The sequence below is a fragment of the Pseudomaricurvus alcaniphilus genome (assembly GCF_011440395.1).
Lineage (GTDB): Bacteria > Pseudomonadota > Gammaproteobacteria > Pseudomonadales > Cellvibrionaceae > Pseudomaricurvus > Pseudomaricurvus alcaniphilus.
On sequence record NZ_JAAOIX010000002.1, the window covers coordinates 71,472 to 93,788 of the forward strand.

The 22,317-nt window shown below is 58.4% G+C and carries 10 protein-coding genes; 7 read left to right on the forward strand and 3 right to left on the reverse strand.

From position 1 onward, the window contains the following. Positions 1-20: 20 nt before the first annotated feature. The 7 genes from G8764_RS06460 to G8764_RS06500 all read left to right on the forward strand — a co-directional run bounded on the left by G8764_RS06460 (position 21) and on the right by G8764_RS06500 (position 15,902). Complete coding sequence (locus G8764_RS06460; RefSeq protein ID WP_166163325.1) at positions 21-1,514, forward strand: tryptophan halogenase family protein; 1,494 nt, start codon at positions 21-23, stop codon at positions 1,512-1,514. Between the two features lie 197 nt (positions 1,515-1,711). Next, a complete protein-coding gene (locus G8764_RS06465; protein WP_166163328.1) occupies positions 1,712-3,118 on the forward strand; it encodes a family 16 glycosylhydrolase in 1,407 nt (468 codons plus the stop codon). 98 nt (positions 3,119-3,216) lie between these two features. Continuing rightward, positions 3,217-6,666, forward strand: a complete 3,450-nt coding sequence (locus G8764_RS06470) for a hypothetical protein (protein ID WP_166163331.1) — start codon at positions 3,217-3,219, stop codon at positions 6,664-6,666. A gap of 496 nt (positions 6,667-7,162) precedes the next feature. Next, a complete protein-coding gene (locus tag G8764_RS22465) occupies positions 7,163-12,865 on the forward strand; it encodes a glycosyl hydrolase (RefSeq protein ID WP_243748648.1) in 5,703 nt (1,900 codons plus the stop codon). A gap of 89 nt (positions 12,866-12,954) precedes the next feature. Next, entirely contained in the window at positions 12,955-13,842 is an 888-nt protein-coding gene (locus tag G8764_RS06490) for a glycoside hydrolase family 17 protein (RefSeq protein ID WP_166163334.1), read from the forward strand. Further along, positions 13,835-14,800 carry a glycoside hydrolase family 17 protein gene (locus G8764_RS06495; RefSeq protein ID WP_207951735.1) on the forward strand — a complete coding sequence of 322 codons (966 nt, stop codon included), beginning with the start codon at positions 13,835-13,837 and terminating at the stop codon, positions 14,798-14,800. The genes G8764_RS06490 and G8764_RS06495 overlap by 8 nt, the downstream gene beginning before the upstream one ends. Further along, positions 14,775-15,902, forward strand: a complete 1,128-nt coding sequence (locus G8764_RS06500; protein ID WP_166163336.1) for a hypothetical protein — start codon at positions 14,775-14,777, stop codon at positions 15,900-15,902. Before G8764_RS06495 ends, G8764_RS06500 begins: the two co-directional genes overlap by 26 nt. Before the next feature lie 33 nt (positions 15,903-15,935). On the opposite strand, the gene G8764_RS06505 is transcribed toward G8764_RS06500, so the two are convergent. The 3 genes from G8764_RS06505 to G8764_RS06515 all read right to left on the reverse strand — a co-directional run bounded on the left by G8764_RS06505 (position 15,936) and on the right by G8764_RS06515 (position 21,916). Further along, positions 15,936-17,840: a glycoside hydrolase family 3 N-terminal domain-containing protein gene (locus G8764_RS06505; RefSeq protein ID WP_207951736.1), complete on the reverse strand. Its 1,905-nt coding sequence runs from the start codon at positions 17,838-17,840 to the stop codon at positions 15,936-15,938. Positions 17,841-18,056: 216 nt separating this feature from the next. Next, the gene (locus tag G8764_RS06510) at positions 18,057-19,640 is read right to left on the reverse strand and encodes a sugar porter family MFS transporter (RefSeq protein ID WP_166163338.1); all 1,584 of its coding nucleotides are present in this window, start codon (positions 19,638-19,640) and stop codon (positions 18,057-18,059) included. Between the two features lie 44 nt (positions 19,641-19,684). Beyond that, on the reverse strand, positions 19,685-21,916 hold the full coding sequence (locus G8764_RS06515; RefSeq protein WP_166163340.1) for a glycoside hydrolase family 3 N-terminal domain-containing protein: 2,232 nt from the start codon (positions 21,914-21,916) through the stop codon (positions 19,685-19,687). Positions 21,917-22,317 lie beyond the last annotated feature (401 nt).

A 22,317-nucleotide genomic window follows, 5' to 3' on the forward strand; every position in this document is an offset into this window, starting at 1 on the left:
CAGAAAACAAGAGTGTTCCTATGAAGCAGAATAATTTCAATAAAGTGGTCATCGTCGGCGGCGGTACTGCCGGCTGGATGGCGGCAGCGGCAATGAGCAAGCTGATGGGCAAAAACCTCGACATCAGCCTGATTGAATCCGATGAAATCGGTACAGTTGGCGTAGGCGAGGCCACCATTCCGCTGCTGACCGGCTTTCACCAATTGCTGGGCATCAAGGAAGACGAGTTTATGCGCAGCTCCCAGGCCACCTTCAAACTCGGCATTCAGTTTGAAAACTGGGGCGCACTGGGGGACAAGTACTTGCACCCCTTTGGCATTATTGGTAAGGATTGCTGGGCCTGCAGCTTTCATCACTTCTGGCTGAAAGCCGTGCAGCAGGGCAAGTCCCTGGACCTCGGGGATTTCTCCCTGCACCAGCAGGTGGCGCAAGCCAACAAGTTTGCCCTCAGCGCCAAGGGCGGGCTGGATTACGCCTACCATTTCGACGCCAGTTTGTACGGCCGCTTTTTGCGCAAGTTCAGTGAGCAACACGGCGTCAAGCGCATCGAAGGCAGGGTGGTGGACGTCGCCACCAGCGTGCAAACCGGCGCCATCGACTCCCTCACCCTGGCCTCCGGGCAGACCGTCAGTGGCGACCTCTATATCGACTGCAGCGGCTTCCGTGGCCTGTTGATCGAACAGGCCCTGCACACCGGCTATGAAGACTGGAGCCACTGGCTGCCCTGTGATCGCGCGGTCGCGGTACAGACCACCGCGGTGCAACCACCGGTGCCCTACACCCGCTCTATCGCCCACGAAGCTGGCTGGCAGTGGCAGATTCCGTTGCAGCACCGGGTCGGCAACGGCCTGGTCTACTGCAGCACCTACCTGAGCGATGACCAGGCCCGGCAAAAACTGTTGGCCAACGTCGATGGCGAGCCCATCACCGAGCCGCGGGTCATTCCCTTTCGCACCGGCCGGCGGCTGAAGCAGTGGAATAAAAACTGCGTCGCCCTGGGCCTGGCCAGCGGCTTTTTGGAACCACTGGAATCCACCAGCCTGCACCTGGTGCAGTCCGCCGTGATCCGCCTGCTGCAGCTGTTTCCGGTCAACGGCCTCAATCAAACCGAGATCGATGAGTACAACAGTCAGTCAAAGTCGGAAATCGAATACATTCGCGACTTCATCATCCTCCACTACCATGTCACCCAGCGCAACGACAGCCCCTTCTGGAATTACTGCCGCACCATGGACGCACCCGAGTCCCTGACCCGGCGCATCGAGTTATTTCTCAGCAACGGCCGCATTTTCCGCGAGGGGCATGAACTGTTTTTTGACGGCTCCTGGTCCCGGGTAATGACCGGCCAGGGCCTGATGCCGAAGGGCTACCACCCGATTGTGGACATTATGGCAGAGCCAGAACTGGATGCCCTGCTCAGCGATATCAAGACAACCCACGCGCGAGTGGTGGAGCGGCTGGGCAGCCACCAGGATTTTATCAATCGCTATTGTAAGGCTGAAGCCACTGGTTAGCCGGTGTAGCGCCAATCCATAAACACTACTTTTGGTCCTCCCCCTGCAGGCGGCGCTCCGGCGTCGCCGCGCCGGCCCGTATTTGGTCGCAGCTTCAACCCATCTCAACGTGTTTGTATTGTTTTTGATCGGTCACACGGTATCGTCCCACTGTTGATAAAAAATACCTAAACATAATCAATTTATCAGGTGGGGATATGGCGGAGAGACAGCCTAATAGCGCCGGCGCGCTGGCGTTGGCAGCTTTTATTTTCTCGACTGTGAGCTTGTTCGGCTGCAGCGAAAAACAAGCGCCGCCGGCGGCTTCGCACAAGCCGGCCGACAGCGCAACAGCCAGCCCTGCCAGCAGCAAGTTTTCCCACAACGACGCGGTGGTTTGGGCAGTGAATATCGGCGGCCCGGAACACCTGGGCAGCGACGCTGTCCGCTACCTGGCCGACACCCTGGACTGGCAGGCGGAAAGCGGGACTATCGACAACATCCTCGGCACCCAGGATGAAACCGTCTTTCGGACTTACCGCAGTGGCGACCTGCAATTGCGCCAGCCGCTCGCCAACGGGGTCTACGACATCACCTTTAAATTTGCCGAGCCGGAGCATATTGCCGTGGGCGAGCGCGTGTTCAGCATTTCCGCCGAGGGTAAAACAGTCATCGCCGATCTCGATGTCAAGTTGGCGCGCGACGGCAACCACCGCGCGGCACTGGTGCGCACGGTAACCGATGTGCAGGTCAACGACGGCCGGCTCGATATAGGCTTTGATGCCAGTGCCGGCGAGCCACTGTTGAACGCCATTATCGTACGCCAGAAAACCAGCGACAGCCGCAACTGGCAGCTGCTCTGGAGTGATGAGTTTGATTACCAGGGTGCGCCGGACCCGCAGCGGTGGAGCTTTGATGAATGGCCGGCGCGCAAGGTCAACGACGAGGACCAGACCTACACCAGCCGCGCTCGCAACGTGAGGGTGGAGGACGGCAAGCTGGTGATCGAAGCCCACAAGGAGCAATACAACAACGCCGAATACACCTCCGGTCGCATTCACTCCCACGACAAGGGTGACTTCCTCTACGGCCGGGCCGACATTCGCGCCAAACTGCCCGCCGGCCAGGGCACCTGGTCCGCCATCTGGATGCTGCCCAGCGACCCTTTCCGCTACGCCACCAACTGTGCCGGGGGTGCGGATTGGCAGGGCAGCAGCACCTGCGATGCCTGGCCCAACTCCGGCGAGATCGACATCATGGAGCATGTGGGTTACGACATGCAAACCGTGCACGGCACCGTCCACAACAAAGCCTACTACTTCGTCAATTACCAGCAGCGCAAGGCCAGTGTCGAAGGCAAGAGCGTCGATAGTGAATTCCACGTCTATTCCATCGAGTGGACTCCGGAGCACATTTACATCCTGTTTGATGGCACACCCTACTTTTTTTACCGCAATGAGGGCACGGGCTGGCAAGCCTGGCCTTACGACCACCCCTACCACATCATCCTCAATCTGGCGATTGGCGGGCACTGGGGCCGGGCCGGCGGTCCCATTGACGACACACTATTTCCGGTGCGGATGGAAGTTGATTACGTGCGGGTGTTTAAACCCGCGGTTAACTGAAACGCACCGGCGACCATTATTGACATGCTGCCGCTACGCTTTGCACTCGAGCGGCAAGCATCCGAACAACTATTACATTAAACAATGCGAGGATGGCCATGAACCAATCAGCTGAGCAATCACACAACGCCGCAGGGGAGTTCCTGACCTGCGACGGCGATCGTTTTTACGCAATTCACAACGTCGACAAAATGCCGCCGTTTTTTACCAGTGTGGTGTCCGACAGCGACCACTGGCTGTTTGTGTCATCCACCGGCGGCCTGACCGCAGGCCGAGTGTCGCCGGAGACTGCCCTGTTCCCCTACGTCACGGTCGACAAGATCCACGAGAGCACTGGTCACAGCGGCCCTAAAACCCTGCTGAGAGTCGGCCGCAACGGCAATATGCTGAACTGGGAGCCGTTTAACAAGGATCACAACGAGCGCTACCAACTGACCAGAAACCTGTACAAGAATTTGCTCGGCAACAAACTGCGCTTCGAGGAAATCAATCACGATCTGCAGTTGGCGTTTCGCTATACCTGGTTGACCAGCGACAGCCACGGCTTTGTGCGCCAGTGCCAGCTCGAGAACCTCGGCGACAACGGGGTGCAAGTCGATATGCTCGATGGCTTGCAGAATATTCTCCCGGCCGGGACTCCGCGCTACACCCAGACCAACTCGCCCAACCTGGTGGATGCCTACAAGTGGACCGAGCTGGATCAAACCACAGGCATGGCCTTTTTTACCCTCTATTCCGGCATCACCGATCGCGCCGAGCCCTGCGAGTCACTGCGCAGCAATAGTGTATTTTGCCTCGGGCTCGATGACTACAAGGTGCTGCTCTCCGCGGACCAAATAGGTAATTTTCGCCTGGGCATGCCCCTCCAGCAGGAAGTGCTGAAACGCGGTATCCGCGGCGCCTACCTGGTCAATGCCCAGCTGGAACTCGCCCCCAACGCCTGCCAGCAGTGGCAGCTGGTCGCCAATGTGGAGCAGAGCCAGAAGCAGGTAGTCGCCCTGCGCCAGCAACTGGCCCAGCCGGCAACTGTCGCCGCCGACATTGCCCGTTCCATCGAACGCGGCTCGGATGAACTGGCGCGCATCATGGCCGGCGGCGATGGTTTCCAGGCCACCGCTGAAGAAAACGTGACGACCCACCACTACGCCAACGTGCTGTTCAATATTCTCCGCGGCGGCGCCTTCATCGAGCAGTACAAGGTCAGTTCACGGGATTTTTCCACCACGGTGCAGAACTTCAACAAGATTGTCTTCGCACGCCACCAGCAATGCCTGCAGACCCTGCCACAGCAAGTGGAATACGGCCAGCTGTTGCAGACCGTACGGCAGCAGGGCGATGCCCAACTGGAACGCCTGTGCCACGAATACCTGCCCATCACCTTCGGCCGCCGCCACGGCGACCCGAGCCGTCCCTGGAACCAGTTCGCCATTAAAATCAAGGACAGCCAGGGCAACCCGCTGCTCTACTACGCCGGCAACTGGCGCGATATTTTCCAGAACTGGGAGGCGCTGACTTTCAGTTACCCGGAGTTTATTGAGAATGTGATTGCCAAGTTCGTCAACGCCTCCACCATGGACGGCTACAACCCCTATCGCATTACCAAGGATGGCATCGACTGGGAAGTGGAAGAGCCGGACGACCCCTGGAGTTATATCGGCTACTGGGGTGACCACCAGATCATCTACCTGCTGAAGTTACTGGAGCAGTCCAACAACTTTCACCCGGACTTGCTCGGCAACCTGTTGCACGAGGAGCTGTTCTGCTACGCCAATGTGCCCTACCGCATCAAGCCGTTTGCGGCCTTGCTCGAGAACGCAAAGAGCACGGTGGAATACGATGAGGGCCTGGCCGAGCGCATCGAGCACAGGGTCGCCGAGTTGGGCGCCGACGGCAAGCTGATCGCCGACGCCAACGGCGAGGTCTACCAGGTGAATTTGCTGGAGAAACTGCTGGTACCACTGCTGGCCAAGCTCGGCAACCTGGTGCTCGACGGTGGCATCTGGCTCAATACCCAGCGGCCGGAATGGAATGACGCCAACAACGCTTTGGTCGGCCAGGGCCTGTCCATGGTTACGCTCTACTACATGCGGCGCTATATCAGCTTTATGCAGCAACTGCTGGCGACGGAGTCCGGCGCGACGGCCCTGTCTACCGAAGTCAGCGAGTGGCTGCAAGCGACCACCGCCGCACTGGGCAGGGTGCGCCCGCTGCTGGGTGCCGCGCCGGTTTCTGCCGAACAGCGCTTCCAGACACTGCTGGAATTGGGCGAGGCCGCCAGCAACTATCGACTGACGGTGTATAAACTGGAACGCTTTTCCGGCAAGGTGCAACAGCCCCTGGCCGAGGTCAAGAATTTGCTCGACGATGCCCTCGCCGCCATCGACCACACCATCGGCACCAACCGCCGCGACGACGGACTCTATCACGCCTATAACCTGCTGGCATTAAACGGCCGGGCCGTTGAGGTGGATACGCTGTATCCGATGCTCGAAGGCCAGGTGGCCGCCTTGAGTGCCGGTGCTATTGCCCCCGACGCGGTGGTGGACACCCTGGAAGCCCTCTATGCCAGCGCGGTGTACCGGGCCGACCAGAAAACCTTTATGCTCTATCCCGACCGGCAGCTGCCCGGTTACCTGGAGAAAAATTGTATCCCCGCCGCCAGGGTCGAGGCACTGCCGGTGCTGCAGCAGATGCTGCAGCGGGGTGACGAACGCATCCTGCTGCGCGATGCCGATGGCAATTACCGCTTTGACGCCGGCTTTACCAATGTCGGTGATTTGATCAAGCGCATCGAGAGTTTGTTACCGGAATATGGCGATGCCCTGGACCAGGCCCGCAAGCCGCTGCTGGCACTCTACGAAGACGTCTTCAACCACCAGGAGTTTACCGGCCGCTCCGGCGGTATGTTTGGCTTTGAAGGCTTGGGCTGTATCTACTGGCACATGGTGGCCAAGCTGTTACTGGCGGTGCAGGAAAATTTCTTCGCCGCGCTGGAGCAACAGGCTGACCCGGCAACCTGCGCCCGGCTGGCACAACTCTACTACCGCGTGCGGGAAGGCATTGGCTTTAACAAAACCCCGGCGGAATACGGCGCCTTTCCCATGGACCCCTACTCCCACACCCCCAAACACGCCGGCGCCCAGCAGCCGGGTATGACCGGTCAGGTGAAGGAGGAAGTGCTGTCCCGCTTCGGTGAGCTGGGCTTGCGAGTCAGTGACGGTGCGGCTCGATTCGAGCCAACCTTGCTGCGGCCCTGCGAGTTTGTCAGTGAGCCGCGTTCGTTCCGTTACCTGGACGTCAACGATAGCTGGCAGGAACTGACGGTGCCGGCACAGGGGCTGGCGTTCACCTGGTGCCAGGTGCCGATCGTGTACTGTCTCGATGACAGCACCACCCCGGCCCTGATCGTCAATTGGGCCAGCGGCAAGAGCCAAACCTTTACCCCCCAGGCACTGCCGGCCGAGGAAAGTATCGAGCTGTTCCAGCGCACCGGTCGAATCCGCCAGCTGACCCTGACCCTGAACTCAAAGCAGCTCTTCAACGCTTAAAACCTGCAGCGTGTTTCCCGCACTTACCCGGTTGCTTCAGCAATTGGGGAAGTCGGGAGATACTATTAATTGTGCCCCTATCTCGCAGTAGCCTTCCCGTTTCCCGGCAGTTGCCTTTTTGACCCGGAGCTAACCCGGTTCAACTCAAAACGATGGTTCAGAAAAGTTGTTGCTGTTAGGGTGCGATATCGCATGAGATCGCCTTTTGCTGTCGCTTGAATTGGCGCTAACAGTTATTGATCAACACCAAGATGTGTGCGTCTGGGCATGAGGAATTCCGCTCCCGAATTGCGCCTCCCAATTGACTACATTCAGCGGTTAAACCCAGCTGGATTATCAGTTGGCCATAATTACAATAATTAGTGAGTAAATTATGACTCGTTACGTTTCAGCCAAATTGTCGATTATCCGAGCTCCGGCACCGCGCTCGCGCCAACCCGCGCAGCCTCACTCAGGGCGACCAGGGTTACTTCAATGGAGCGCTGCATTTGTCGCTATGCTTTGCGTCAACTGCGCCCTGGCCCAGCAGGGGGAGTTACTCTGGGAGGATAATTTCGACACATTCGACAGCGATGCCTGGTCGATTGATCTCGGCGACGGTTGCGACCAGGGAATCTGCGGCTGGGGCAACCAGGAGCTGCAAGCCTACGGAGAATCAAACGTCTATATAGCAGCGGCGCCGGGCGAGGTGGGCAACAGCGCCCTCGTCCTTGAGGCGCGCGATGAAGCTGCCGGTGGCCTGGCATTTACCTCCGGTAAAATTCTCAGCAAAAACAAGGTCGCTGTTAAATACGGCATGATCGAATATCGGGTGCTGATCCCAAGCGTTGACACGGGACTTTGGCCCGCAGTGTGGATGCTGGGTACCAGCACCGCTGCCTGGCCGCGCAAAGGTGAAATCGACATGATGGAGATGGGCCAATCATGGGCCCAGCGCAGTAACGCCGGCCACCCCGGTGCAGCCTCGAATAATTATGTTGGCTCCAATGTTATTCGCTACGCTGAGGCGGCTTGCGTACCCGGCAACGAAACCTGTGCTGCGAGTGCCGCCTGGCAAACGGATAACGCCTATGTTTCCGATCAGCCGTTGACCGGCCGTTTTGTCACCTATCGTACCTATTGGACTGATACCGAACTGCGCTTCAGTGTGATTGATAATGGTGTCGAATACGATTTGTTTGACAGTCCCGTTGCAATCCCCAATGACGACCCCGACGCAGAGGCGCTGCGCGCGCCGTTTTATCTGCTGTTAAATTTGGCGGTCGGCGGCAATTTTACCGATGCGCTTAACAGCAGCCAGGTCAGCGCACCGCTGCCGGCCAAAATGTATGTCGACTATGTTCGGGTCTATCGCTACAACGGTCTCGGCGAGGTATTTCTGGGCGCTATTGCGCAACCCGAAACGGGCACCTTCGGGGTATTTACCGATAACACACCAACCTCCAATAAACTGGAAGCCGGGGTGACATCCGATATTTTCATTTGGGATCCCGCCACCGGCACAGGTAATACCGCAGCGGCGGAAGGGGATAATGTTATCGCCTGGAATCCAAAGGCGAACAGCTGGTTTGGCGGCGGTGTACTCGCGCGACAGGCATTGGATTTAAGCAATTTTTCTGAAGGCAGCTTGAAATTTAAGATTAAAATTCCCGCCAATGTAGGGTTCCGCATCGGCATTACCGACACTTACACCAATCAAAACTGGTTGAATTTCCCTGCCGGCGAAGCGATTTACGGTATGGTTCGCAACGGAGAATGGACGGATGTCAGTATTCCGGTTGCTGATTTACGCGGCAGCTTGATTGCCATGCAGTCCATTGCTTATCCGTTTGCGCTGCTCAGCCTGGACCCGCTAGCCGTTACCGATTTTCAATTGGCGGTAGACGATATTCGCTTTGAGGGCGGCGGTGATGATGGAGTTATCGACAGTGATGGCGATGGGGTGACCGATGCCCTGGATGCTTGCCCCGACACGCCTGCAGGTCGTGAGGTGGATGCCTCTGGCTGTGAAATTCCCACCGCAATTGACCATGAAGTTGCCATCGCCAACGGCATACTGGTTGGTGGTCTCGCATCCGCGCAGCCGGGCTATACACTCTATGCAAGCACTAAACACCAGCCGAAAGACAGCGGTAAAAAGGACAAGCAGGACAAAAAAGATAAGAAAGATAAGAAGATAAAGCCTGCAAAGTGCAACAAAAAATGCCAGGCGGAATACAGCCCGCTGCTGGTGACAGATGGCAACGCCTCCGGGGTCCCGGATCTCGGCACCTTCGCCTTAAGTGACGGCTCGCTCCAGGTAACCTACCTCGGCATGCCGTTGTACTTCTCCAACGCTGACGACGCCAGTGGCGGTGACGCAGGGATTTCCAAAAAATTCTCCTTCGTCGAAGCGCCCTACATAGAAGATCCGGACAGCGATGCCGATGGTGTTGTCGACAGCATGGACCAGTGCCCGAATACGCCAGCAGGGACCATGGTTGACGCCCAGGGGTGTGAAATCTTTCTGGATTCCGACAGCGACGGCGTTGTCGATCGGGATGACATCTGTCCCAATACCCCCGCGGGTACCCAGGTTGATGCCCAGGGTTGTGCGGTTATGGTTGATACCGATGGCGACGGGGTGTACGACCAGGATGATAACTGCCCCAATACACCGGTTGGCAGCGTGGTCGACGCCGACGGCTGCGTGATTCAAACCCCTCCACCAGAGCCTTCCGACGCAATGCAGATATACATTGATGCGGTTGGGGGAGATTGGGCGCTGTGGGATTGCTGCGGCGGCGCGACGATTGTCGAGCTGGCCGATAGCGATAGCAGCCATGGCACTGTAGCCCAGTTCAGTTTTGGCGAGGCGCCAACAGTAGCCGGGTTCTTATTGCCCACTGGCATTGATGCCTCGGCGTTCGCCGGCGGCACCCTGGAGTTTGATTTCTATCTGGCCGCTGCACCGCTGGACTCCAGCGCTGAATTTCGCCTGAAAATTGAAGGCGCCGACGGCAGTGCATTTGTCGAAGTGCTGCTCTCCGCCAGCCAGCAGGGCGAAGCGCCTGTGGTTGGCCAATGGCAGCACTTTAGCTTTGATCTCGACAGTCTGGCAGATGCTGGCAGCTGGGACTTGAGCACTTTGAAAATCGTTATGGTATTTCCCGACTGGGGCAAGGGTAACGGCACGGTCTATCGCATCGATAATGTCCAGCTGGTGCCACTGGCTCCGCCGACACTGCCGCTCTACACCGATGCGGTAGCGGGTGACTGGTCGCTGTGGGATTGCTGCGGCGGCGCGACGATTGTCGAGCTGGCAGATAGCGATAGTAGCCATGGCATTGTAGCCCAATTCAGTTTTGGCGAGGCGCCAACAGTGGCCGGGTTCTTATTGCCCGCTGCCATCGATGCATCAGAGTTCGCCGGCGGCACCCTGGAGTTTGATTTCTATCTGGCGTCTGCACCGCTGGACCCCAGTGCCGAATTTCGGCTGAAAATTGAAGGCGCCGATGGCAGTGCATTTGTCGAAGTACTGCTCTCCGCCAGCCAGCAGGGCGAGGCGCCCGTGGTTGGCCAATGGCAGCATTTTAGCTTTGATCTCGACAGTCTGGCAGACGCTGGCAGCTGGAACTTGAGCACCCTGAAAATTGTTATGGTATTTCCCGACTGGGGCAAGGGTAACGGCACAGTCTATCGCATTGATAATGTCCAGTTGGTGGGAGTCATCGGCTCTGAGCCACCGCCACCTCCTGGTCCGCTGCCGGATCCTGTACCTATTCCGGTGCCGCCCACCATTACTCCGGTTGACGCCAGCGACCCAAGCACTTACAACATCACCAGTGTTGGCGCCGGCAATATTGCCGATGGCATAAACCCCGACGGTTACGGATGTGTCTTCGACTTCGGTAACTGGGTATATAACGCGGGTGTGGTTCAACCCGGTGTAAGTTCCTGTGATCCCATAGGAACACCGACCCCCATTTACCCCCAGGTAATTGGTGCGGCAGCAGAATTACCGACGCCGACCCACAAATGGTGGGGCTCCATTCCATTTCACGGTGAAATGAAAATCGGCGACCCGAATAACGCGGCCTATATCACCCCCGACCCGATCATTGCGCGCATCAACAATAAAGGCGTTCGCGTAATGGGTATTCCGAGCGGGTTGGCGCCCACCAGCAACGGCTTTTTATACCAGGTGCCAGACCCCTTCAGTGAAGTTTTTGATGGCGTCGCGATTGGCAACACCCTGTTCTCAAACCTCAATGCCTACCTGAAGGACCACAGTGATGGTTCCGTGACCGTACAGTGGCAGGACGGCGTTTATCCGGTGATGGAAGCGACCTTTGTGCACGGCTCTCCCTATGTGTACTTCAAGGCCCATCAGGGTGAATTGGTGATTCGCACCAAGGCCACCGACGGCCCGGAAAAAGGCACCTATTATGCGCAGGGTAATAGCCTGGGTGTATGGACTGCAGTTGCCGGAATTCGCAACAATTTCCTGATTACCGGTGAGGGCACTACTGAGTTTTCTGATATTGGCGGCAATCAAATCATAGTCAGCAACGAAGCCAGGGAGCTCACCCTGGCACTGCTGCCGGTGTCCGGGACCAGCACGCCAAGTGCTGTCGATGCGGCCTATTTTGCAGCCTTTGCGCGCTCGGTAGTGACCCGCGTTAATATTGATTATGACGTCGACCCAAGCAATAATGCGGTGACCGTAACCCATGCCTATCTGGACGGTGATGGCGCGGCGGTTGAGACTCTGGCCGGTATGCATCCATTGCATTGGAAAAACTCGAGCCAGGCGACCACCGGTTATTCGGTACGCAGCGCACGCGGTACGGTTAAGTTTAGCCAGACCAGCGGCTTCAACTACCAGTTGCCTTCTGTCGGTGTGTTACCTTACATGCCAACCTCAGTAGCGACACTGGATCAGACGTATCTGCAAAACCTGGTGGCGGAATTCATGGCCCAGGACGTGGCCATGTGGAACACCCGCACCGATACTTACTGGGCCGGTAAGAACTATGGCAAAGTGGCGGAACTGGCGGCGATTGCCCGATCCATTGGCATGCTCAGTGAGGCCGATATACTGATCGACTGGCTCAAGGCGGAACTGGAGGACTGGTTCAGTGCCGATACCAACGGCAGCCTGGACACCACCAAGTATTTCGTTTACGACGCCAACTGGAATACCTTGCTGGGTCTTGAGGAGTCCTTTGGTGCCCATCAACAGTTAAACGATCACCATTTCCACTACGGCTACTTTGTACGTGCCGCCGCGGAGATTTGCCGCGTCGATGCAGCCTGGTGCAGCGACGACCAATACGGTCCGATGGTGGAGCTGTTGATCCGTGATTTCGCCGGTGACAAGGACGACCCGATGTTCCCTTACCTGCGCAACTTTGACCCTGCCAACGGCTTTTCCTGGGCTTCGGGCAACGCTAACTTTGTGTTGGGCAATAACAACGAATCCACCTCCGAAGCCGCCAACGCCTACGGTGCGATCATCCTCTACGGCTTGATTACCGGCGAGCAGGCGCTGGTAGAGAAAGGCATGTACCTGCATGCCTCTACCACTGCAAGCTATTGGGAGTACTGGAACAACATTGACCGCTACCTCGGCTTACCCGCGGAATACGATAATTTTCCGGCCAGTTACAACAAGTTGACCACGTCCATTATCTGGGGCACCGGCGCGGTGTTTTCCACCTGGTTCAGCGGCGCCAATGCCCACATTTTGGGTATCCAGGGGCTGCCCTCAAATCCACTCAACCTGCACATCGGTCAGTATTCCGACTATATGCAGGACTACGTTGCCTTGGGGCTGGCGGAATCGTTAAACGGTAAACCCTCCGGTTTGATAGATGATCAGTGGCGCGATATTTGGTGGAACCTGTGGGCGATGACCGACGCCGATGCGGCCTTGGCCGATTACCAGACAATCGGCTCAGCGTACGACCCCGAAGCTGGTGAAACCAAGGCCCACACCTACCAGTGGTTGCAAACTTTCAGGGCACTGGGACACATCAAGACCGGCACCGGCGCCTTGACATCCGACTATCCAGCGGCGGTGGCGTTCGAGAAGGACGGCGTCACCCACTATGTGGCCTACAACTTTGGCGATCAGGCAAGGCTGGTAAGTTTTAGCGATGGTCATAGTTTTATGGCGGTAGCCAATGACATTACGGTTAGCACCAGCGCTGAATGAGCTAGTGGTGTCGGGCTGACAGCGACACCGCAACAGCCCGCAAATAGGCGTAATTCAACCTATTGTTATTAAATATGGGAGTTAATAACATGAACAGTTACTACAAACAGAGAATGGCCGCAGCCGGGATTGATTTAAGCAACCTGTCAGTTGAGGAATTGAAATCCATGTGTCGCCAGCTGTTGGAGAGTAAAATCCACGGCATTTCCTTCAGCCCTTATACTGCCGGGCAGGGACCAGGCACGGTGCTGGGCGAGGCACAGATTCGCGATCGTCTCGGCATTATTGCCCCCTACGTCAACTGGGTGCGCTCCTTCTCCTGCACCGAAGGCAATGAACTGATCCCCGCCATCGCCCATGCCAACGGCCTCAAAACCATGGTCGGTATCTGGCTCGGCGATGACCGCGCCAAGAACGAAATTGAACTGGCCAATGGCATCGAAGTGGCGAGGGCGGGCCACGCCAATATCCTCGGCGTGGGCAATGAAGTGCTGTTGCGCGACGACCTCAGCGAAGCTGAATTGATCGACTATATCGAGCGCGCCAAGGCGGCCTGCCCAGGGGTCGAGGTGGGTTACGTAGACGCCTATTTCAAGTTTGTCGATTACCCCCGGGTCACCGACGCCTGTGATGTCATACTGGCCAACTGTTATCCCTTCTGGGAGGGCTGTCCGGCGGATTACTCCCTGCTCTATATGAAAGAGATGTACCGCAAGGCCATGCGCGTCGCCGAGGGCAAAAAGGTGATCGTCAGCGAGACCGGCTGGCCCAATAAAGGCACTGCCTTTGAAGGCGCCGAGCCGTCGCTGGAAAACGCACTGCGTTACTTTATCAACAGTTACCAGTGGGCCGTAGAAGACGGCATCGAGCTGTTCTACTTCTCCTCCTTCGATGAAGACTGGAAAATCGAAAAGGAGGGCGACGTCGGCGCCTACTGGGGGCTATGGGACAAGGACGGGGTGTTGAAATATGCCTGAGACCAGCCCCGCCATTGTCGCTGGCAAACTGGATCTGGTGCCGGGCAACGCCATCTGTTACTCCGGCTATCGCGCCGGCCAGGATCCCCGCGAGGGCACGTATCCCAGTTACGCCGAAGTGAAGCAGGACCTGCTGATCCTGGCGCAAAACTGGCAGTACCTGCGGCTCTACGACAGCAGCCAGCACGCCGAAACCGTGCTGCAGGTGATCCACGCAGAAAAGCTGCCTTTCAAGGTCATGCTGGGCGTGGACCTGGCTGCCGAAGTCAGTAACCCCGACTGCCCCTGGGGGGCGCACTTCAGTCCCACAACGCTCGCTGCCAATCGCCGCGGCAACAGGGCCCGGGTTGAACAGGCGATTGCCCTGGCAAAACGCTACCCGGATAGCGTTTTCTCCCTCTCCGTCGGCAATGAAGCCAGCGTCGACTGGACCGATCATATGGTGCCGGTTGAGCGCCTGATCGACTATGTGCGACGCATTAAGGCGGAGTTAAGGCAACCGGTGACCTTTTGCGAAAACTACGCCGCCTGGGTCGCCAAGCTGGCGCCGTTGGCAGCAGAGCTGGATTTTCTCTCCGTTCATACCTATCCGGTGTGGGAATTTAAAACCATCGACCACGCCCTGGACTACACCCGGGAGAACTTTGCTGCAGTGGCCGATTGCTATCCCGACAAGCCGGTGATTATCACCGAAGCCGGCTGGACCACCGCCTCCAATGGTCGCGGTATCGAGCCGTGGAACGCCTCGGAAGAGTTGCAGGCGCGCTACTATGCAGAGTTGCTGCACTGGTCCGATAGCGAAAACATCCTCACCTTTGTGTTTGAAGCCTTTGACGAACCCTGGAAAGGCTCGGACGACCCACTGGAGCCGGAAAAACACTGGGGCCTGTTTAACGTCGACCGCACCCCCAAACGGGTAATGCAGGAGTTTTATGCGCAACGGCAGCATCACCACTGAAGCGTTTAGCGCAGTAACCGCCAGCACAGTAACAACAGGCGCCGCTCGCGCAGCGACCGGCTACTGCGCTCAGCGGCGATTTGCTGCCACGGCCTGCTTCTGGTTGATCGCCTGGCTCGCCCTGGCCTGTTTGCCTGCTTGCAGCACTGGGCAAAAGGCGAAACCTGCCCCTCTTCCCAATGACTCACTCTCTTATCCCACGCTGGAGCTCAACAACGACACCTTGCGTATGGTGCTGTACCTGCCGGATCCGGAGCACGGCTTTTACCGCGGCACGCGCTTTGACTGGTCGGGCATGATCGAACGGGTCGAGTACGCTGGCCACCGTTTCTACCAGCCGTTCCAGGCACAACACGATCCCTACGGTCACGACCATGTCAGCGGCCCGGCGGAAGAGTTCGGCATGGACAATCCGCCCGGATTTGACGAGGCCGCAGCGGGCGAACCCTTTGTGAAAATCGGGGTCGGCCTGCTGCGCAAAGGCGCCGAGCCAAACTATCGCTTCAACGGTGACTACGAACTGGTTCGGGCCGGCGATTGGGCCGTAGCGCGAGGGCCGGACTGGGTTGAGTTCGAACAAGCACTCAGCGCCCCGCGCGGTTGGGGTTACCGCTATCAAAAACGCATCCAGCTGATCGCCGGCCAACCGGCTTTTACGATCAGCCATCGCCTCGAGAACAGCGGCAGTAAAACCATCGCCACCAATCACTACAATCACAACTTTACCCTGATCGATGGCACGCCCTATGGCCCGGACTACGACGTGCAATTTCCGTTTCTCGCCAAACCGGAGCAGGCCATCAACCAACACGCCTGGTTTCGCGCCAATGGCATCGAGGTGCAGCGACCCCTGGGTGAGGCCTCACTGTGGTTGCCGGTGCACCCGCAGCCGGGGCCGGCGTCCCTCAATGCCGGGCTGGTGCGCAATAACAAGACCGGCGCCGCGGTAAGATTCCAGGGCGACACACCTATCAGTAAATACATCTTTTGGGCAGTGGCGCGCGCCGCTTGCCCGGAACCCTTTATCCACTTGCAACTGGCACCGGGGCAAGTGCAAGAGTGGTCCACCCTCTATACGCTGGAAGTCGACTCGAACCAATAGCACTTAAAAATAAAAAAAACGGGGTTGAAAGCGTTAGCGGCGCAGGGCAAGGCGGCGCAGTGTTTTGCGCAAACGACTGCCGTTGGCACTGGTGTTTTCTTCGAGCATACCTTGATAGCTCAAACCGTAACCATAGGGAAACAGCGGCGTGAACCCGGGCTGGTCCTGGGCGCCGGCATCGGCGTCGGTGCGCGGCCAGGAAAATGGCAAGCGACCCTGGAAGTCATAGTCGCCGAACAGCACTTCCGCCACGCCCAGACCCTCGGAGCCAGGCAGCCAGGCGGCCACAAAGGCCACCGATTTTTCCAGCTCCCGGTTGACCACCAGCGGCCGACCAGAGACCAATACCGTCACCACCGGAATACCTTTGGCGGCGATATTGCTAATCAGCTGCAGGTCCTCCGGGTGCAATTGGCACAACTCCAGGGTCCTGCCATAAGGCTCGCGTACGATCATGGCACCGCTCATTTGCGAGCCTGTTTCCACCATCATCTGCTCATTGAGGCGCACATCGCCCAAACCCTCTGCGTAGGGGTATTCACCCACCACCACCAGCGCGACGTCGTGCTGCTGCGGGTCGGCATCGCCCCCCAATGGGTCCTCACTGAGGCTGGCGTTGGCGGCCAGTGCCTGCACCCCCTCCCAGATGGATGTAGCACCCGGTATTTGTTCATTGCCGGACACGCCCTGCCACTCGATGCTGAAGCCACCGCAGAGATGACCGCGATTGTGGGCGTTCTTGCCAGCCACCAGCAGGCGCGCGGTCTTGTCCAGCGGCAGTACCGAATTGCGGTTTTGCAACAGCACCAGTGACTTGCGCACCGCCTCCCGGGCCAGGTTGCGATGCTCGGCACAACCAAAACTCGGATGATTGGACCAGGGACGGGCGGCGGGCCGCGGTCGTTCAAACAGGCCGTAGGCGATTTTTACCGCCAATATCCGGCGCACGGCGTTGTTAATACGGGTCATGGAGACGCTGCCGTTGAGGGCATGCTGGTGCAATGACTCGATAAAGCGGTGCCAGCTTTCCGGCACCATAAACATATCGATACCGGCATTGACCGCCTGGCCGACCGCGGAATGATAGTCGTCCGAAAGGTAGGTGGTGCCCTCCCAGTCGGAGATCAGCATCCCTTTAAACTGCAGTTCGCCTTTCAGGATATCGGTCAAGAGAAACTTATGGCCGTGGCATTTCTCACCCTTCCAGCTGTTGAACGAGGCCATGATGGTCAGCACTCCAGCCTCGAGAGCAGCCAGGTAGGGGGCCATATCAATTTCGCGCAAGGCCTCGAGCTCGGCCGGGTTATTGCCGTGGTCGATACCGTGGGCATTGCCGCCATCACCGACCCAGTGCTTGGCACAGGCCAACACGGCATTCTCACCCAGGTCCCCCTGCAAGCCTTCGACAGCAGCACGGGCAAAGTCAACCACCGGCCGAACCTGCTCGCCCACGCTCTCGTAGCTGCGCCCCCAGCAGATATTGCGAGCGACCGCCAGGTTGGGCGCAAAGGTCCACTCGATTCCGCTGGCCAATACTTCGCGGGCGGTTATCTGCGCGATGCGCCTGACCAGGCCGGCGTCGGCGGCAGCGCCGAGACCTATATTGTGGGGAAACACGGTAGCGCCAGACACATTGCAATGACCGTGAATGGCATCGACCCCGAACAGGGTTGGAATTGCCACATGCCCCGGCCCCGCCGCCATGGCTGCCGCCCAGTAGGCGTCGTTCATCTTGACCCAGGCTGCAGGGGTATTCTCCTCCGGGTGGGAGCCGCTGCCGCAAAGCACTGCGCCGAGGTGGAAGTTACGCACATCCTCGGGGCTGCAGGTACTGCGCTCGGCCATGACCATCTGGCCGATTTTCTGCTCCAGTGACATACTCGCCAGCAACCCGTTAACCCGGTCGCGCAACTGCGCATCACTGCCAAACAGAGTCACAGGCAGCCCACTAGCGGTCGCCGCAATAAGTCAACTCGCACTGCCGTGCAGTAGCTCCACCCGTGGCCGGTTACTCCGCAGCACAGGCCTCTGTATTGAGCCCGTTTATTTCCCATGCCCCATTGCTCACTTCATTCCAACTTCGTGTCTCCTGAACGCAGCTTAGCACCGCCTGTGCTGCATTGGCCACCTGTTGCCCTGGCCGGTGTCCCCGGGTCAGGCCTGGGAGCTCAACGGCTGCCTGTCATTGACCAGCGTCCGCTCCAGTTCCTCCAGGGATTTGCCGCTGGTTTCAGGCAGCAGCTTGATAATGATACCCACCCCAACCAGGGCAAACAGCCCATAGATCAGGAAGGTCATCGCATTGCCCAGGTAAGCCAGCTCCCAGGGAAAGATGAGTTGCACGGTAAAACTGACCGCGGAATTGATCAAGCCGACAAAGGATATGGCAACGCCCCGTACCCGGTTGGGAAACAGCTCCGAAAACAGCACCCACATCACCGGCCCGATGGACACCGCAAAACAGGCGACAAAACCGAGGATGCCGGCCAGAATCAGCGTGGCGTTCATGCTGATCGCGGCAGTCACCAGCTCCGACTCAAAGGGCTTGACCGCATCTTCCCCCAATGTCTCGGCCAATGCCGCGCGGAAACTGGTGTCACTGTTGAAGGTGACTGATTCAATGGCCCGCAGTTCCGTGCGATCGATCCCGGCGGGCAAGCTGGCAATGGCTTCCGGGGTGAGCGTATAGCTGGCGGAATGGAAACCGAAAGCCAGCACAAACATGCAAATCGCTATTCCGCTCACTCCAAAACTCAACAGCGGCTTGCGCCCGATTTTATCGATCAGCGCCAGCGCCACCAGGGTAAACAGCAGGTTCACCAGGCCCACCAGTATGGCCTGCATAAACGACGCGTCGGTGCCGATACCGGACTGCTCAAAGATCATCGGCGCGTAGAAAAATACCGAGTTGATGCCGGTAATCTGTTGCAACACCGCCACGGAAATACCGATTACCATCACCAGGCGCATGGAGGGCTTGAGCAGTTCCCGGATGGATACCTTCGAGTGATCGGTCTGCCGGGCGAGACTGTCGAGAATGGCGTCGAGGTCAGCCCGGGCCTGGGTGGCGCCGCAGGCGCGGGTCATAATTGCCAGCGCCTCGTCCTTGCGGCCCTGCATTATCAGCCACCTGGGGCTTTCCGGAACAAAACCCAGGCTCAGTAGATACAGCAGCGCCGGCAGCATTTCCAGGCCCAACATCCAGCGCCAGTTCCACTCGGTAAATTGCAACTGCAGGGCCCAACTGGCGTCGGACTGGCCGAGTTTTAAAATCAGGTAGTTGGTAAAAAAGGCGGTGGATATACCGACCACAATGTTGAGCTGGTTAAACGATACCATCAGGCCGCGGCGTTTCGACGGCGCGATTTCGGCGATGTACATGGGGGCTATAATCAGTGCCGCCCCCACCCCCAGGCCACCGATCATGCGCGCCACCACCAGCATAATAAACGACTGCGCCAGCGCCGATAAAACGGCTGAAACCAAAAACAGCAACGCGGCAATGGTCAGCACCGGCTTGCGGCCGAGGCGATCACTGATGGGGCCGGCCAGCATCATGGCGAAGGTAGCGCTGAGCGCCAGCGAGGCCACCGACCAACCCAGTTCAATTTTACTCAGGTCAAATTCCACTTCGATAAACTTGACCACGCCCGAAATAACCGACGCATCGAAGCCCATAAGAAAGCCGCCCAGGGCGACAATCAGCGCTACGCGCACACTATAAAAGATAGAAGTCATTCGGGTTCACTGTTTTCATTAGCAGGGCTATCCAATCATTATTTTCAGGGCAGTAATACTGTCTCGCCCAACAGTTCAAATTGCGTTGCCAGTTCGGCCTCGGAGCTGCCACCGATCCAGACATGAAACTGGCCCGGCTCCACCACCTTTTGCATCTTGCGGTTGTAAAACGCCAGCTCCTCGCTGGTCAGGGTAAAACCAACCCGCCGCGCCTCACCCGGCTGCAAGCGCACCCGCTGGAAGCCTTTCAGCTCCCGCACCGGACGGGTAACATTGCCCACCAGGTCGCGCAAATACAGCTGCACGATTTCCTCGGCCTCCATCTTGCCGGTGTTGGTCAACAGGGCGGACACCTGAATGTCACTGCCGACGTGGGGCCGCTCGCTGGAAATACGGATATCGCTGTAGGCGAACTCGGTATAGGACAAACCAAAACCAAAAGGAAACAGCGGTTTATAGCCAGCGTCCAGGTAGAAGGAGGTCATGCCGAGGGAGGTTTGCGGCGCCTTGGCATCAATGTCGTCGATATGGGCAATGGTGTCGTCCGAGGGCGGCTTGCCGGTATTCTTGTGGCTGTAGTAGATGGGTATCTGGCCGACGGTGTTGGGAAAGGTCACCGGCAACTTGCCGGATGGGCTGTGCTTGCCCAGCAGGATATCGGCGATGGCCGGGCCGCCCATGGTACCCGGGTGCCAGCTGTAGAGAATGGCGTCCACCTTGTCGACGATGTCGGTCAAGGTCAGGGGGCGACCGGCCATAACCACCAGGATCAGCGGCTTGCCAGTTGCCGCCAGCGCCTCGATCAACTGCTGCTGGTAACCCGGCAGGCGAATGTCGGCGCGGGAGTGCGCTTCGCCGGACAGTATCGCCTCTTCTCCCAATGCCAGCACCACCGCGTCGGCGGCCTCGGCCAGGGCTATGGCCTCGGCAAATTCGGCCCGCGACTTGCTGCGGGTATTGACCAGGCCGCGGGCAAAGTTCACTTTGACCTTGTTGCCGACGGCATCGCGCAAGGCCTGCAGCAGGGTCACACTGTCTTCCGCCTGGCCGTCAAAAATCCAGGTGCCCAACTGCTCATAGGGGTCGTCCGCCAGCGGCCCGATCAGCGCCAGTGTATTCAGCTTGCCGCTGTTAAGGGGTAAAACCCGATTGCGATTTTGCAGCATGACCACACTCTGCCGCGCCGCCTGCCGGGCCGCCTCGCGGTGCTGCTGATTGACCAGCGCCGGAAAGTCGGTGGGCTCAGTGTGGGAGTTGTCAAACAGGCCGAGCCGGGCTTTGATGCGCAGAATGCTGGTCACCATGCGGTCTATTTCCCGCTCGTCGATGCGGCCTTCGGCGACCAGCGCCGGCAAATGATCAGCGTAGGTGGTACTGACCATCTCCATATCGACACCGGCATTGGCCGCCTCATAAGCGGCCTCTTTGTCATTGGCGGTAAAGCCGTGCACGCTCAGCTGGCGAATGGATTCCCAATCGCTGACCACAAAGCCCTTATAACCCCATTCCTGTCGCAGGATTTGCTTCATCAGGAATTCGTTGCCCGAGGCCGGCACGCCATTCAGGTCACTGAACGAGGCCATAAAGGTGGCCACGCCGGCGTCCGCCGCCGCCTGAAAGGGCGGCAGATAGACATTGCGCAGTTCATTTTCCGGAATATTGGCGGTGTTGTAGTCGCGCCCCCCCTCCGTGGCCCCATAACCGGCAAAGTGCTTGGCACAGGCAGCGATGGTGCCCTTGCCGGCGAGGTCATCGCCCTGGAAGCCCTGCACCATGGCGGCACCAAGTACGCTGGCCAGCCAGGGATCCTCCCCCAGGCTCTCGGCAATGCGCCCCCAGCGGGGGTCCCGGGTGACATCGATCATCGGCGCAAAGGTCCAGTTGACCCCGGTACTGGCAGCTTCGAGGGCGGCGATTCTGGCACCTTCGCGAACCACTGCCGGGTTCCAGCTGGCGGCCTGCCCCAGCGGAATCGGGAAAATGGTGCGAAAGCCGTGAATGACATCACGCCCGACCAGCAGGGGTATCCCCAGGCGACTTTCTTCCCGGGCAATACGCTGTAATTCATTGATATTTTCTGTGTTAACATCATTGAGGATGGAGCCGACCCGGCCCTCGGCCACGGCGCGCTTGAGCTCAGCGCCGCCAGAGCCGCTGAGCTGGCTCATCTGGCCAATTTTTTCCGCCAGAGTCATGCGAGCAACCAGCTCACCAATGCGCTGCTCTATGGCGACCGGCAAATTGTCGAGGTTTTTGCTGCCTGCCTGTTCAACCATTTTACTGCTTGCTTGAATAGTGTCCGCCTGAGCGCCAGCTACAGCCATAGTGATCGTTCCCGAAATAACAAATAACAACAGATAATGGGTAAGGGTTTGCGGTGACAACATGTTTGTTTTTCCCCCGGTGCAGCCGGTGAAGCCAGGACTGGCGGCTCCGCGCGGGCCACGCTCACCCTGCAAATCCCGCCCTGCAGGTGTTGCGGCTGCCACTGTGAGGCCAGCTGGTTATCGGCCGCAGCCATCTCCGCTCGAACCATCTCCGTTCGAACCATCTCCGTTCGAACCAGTCCCGCGGCCAGCGCACGACCGACATCTGCCGATATTCCACTATTCGGCTACCGAGCTCAAACAGCATGCGATATGAGGGACTGTCGGTGAGACAAGCTGGCGGCGGTGTT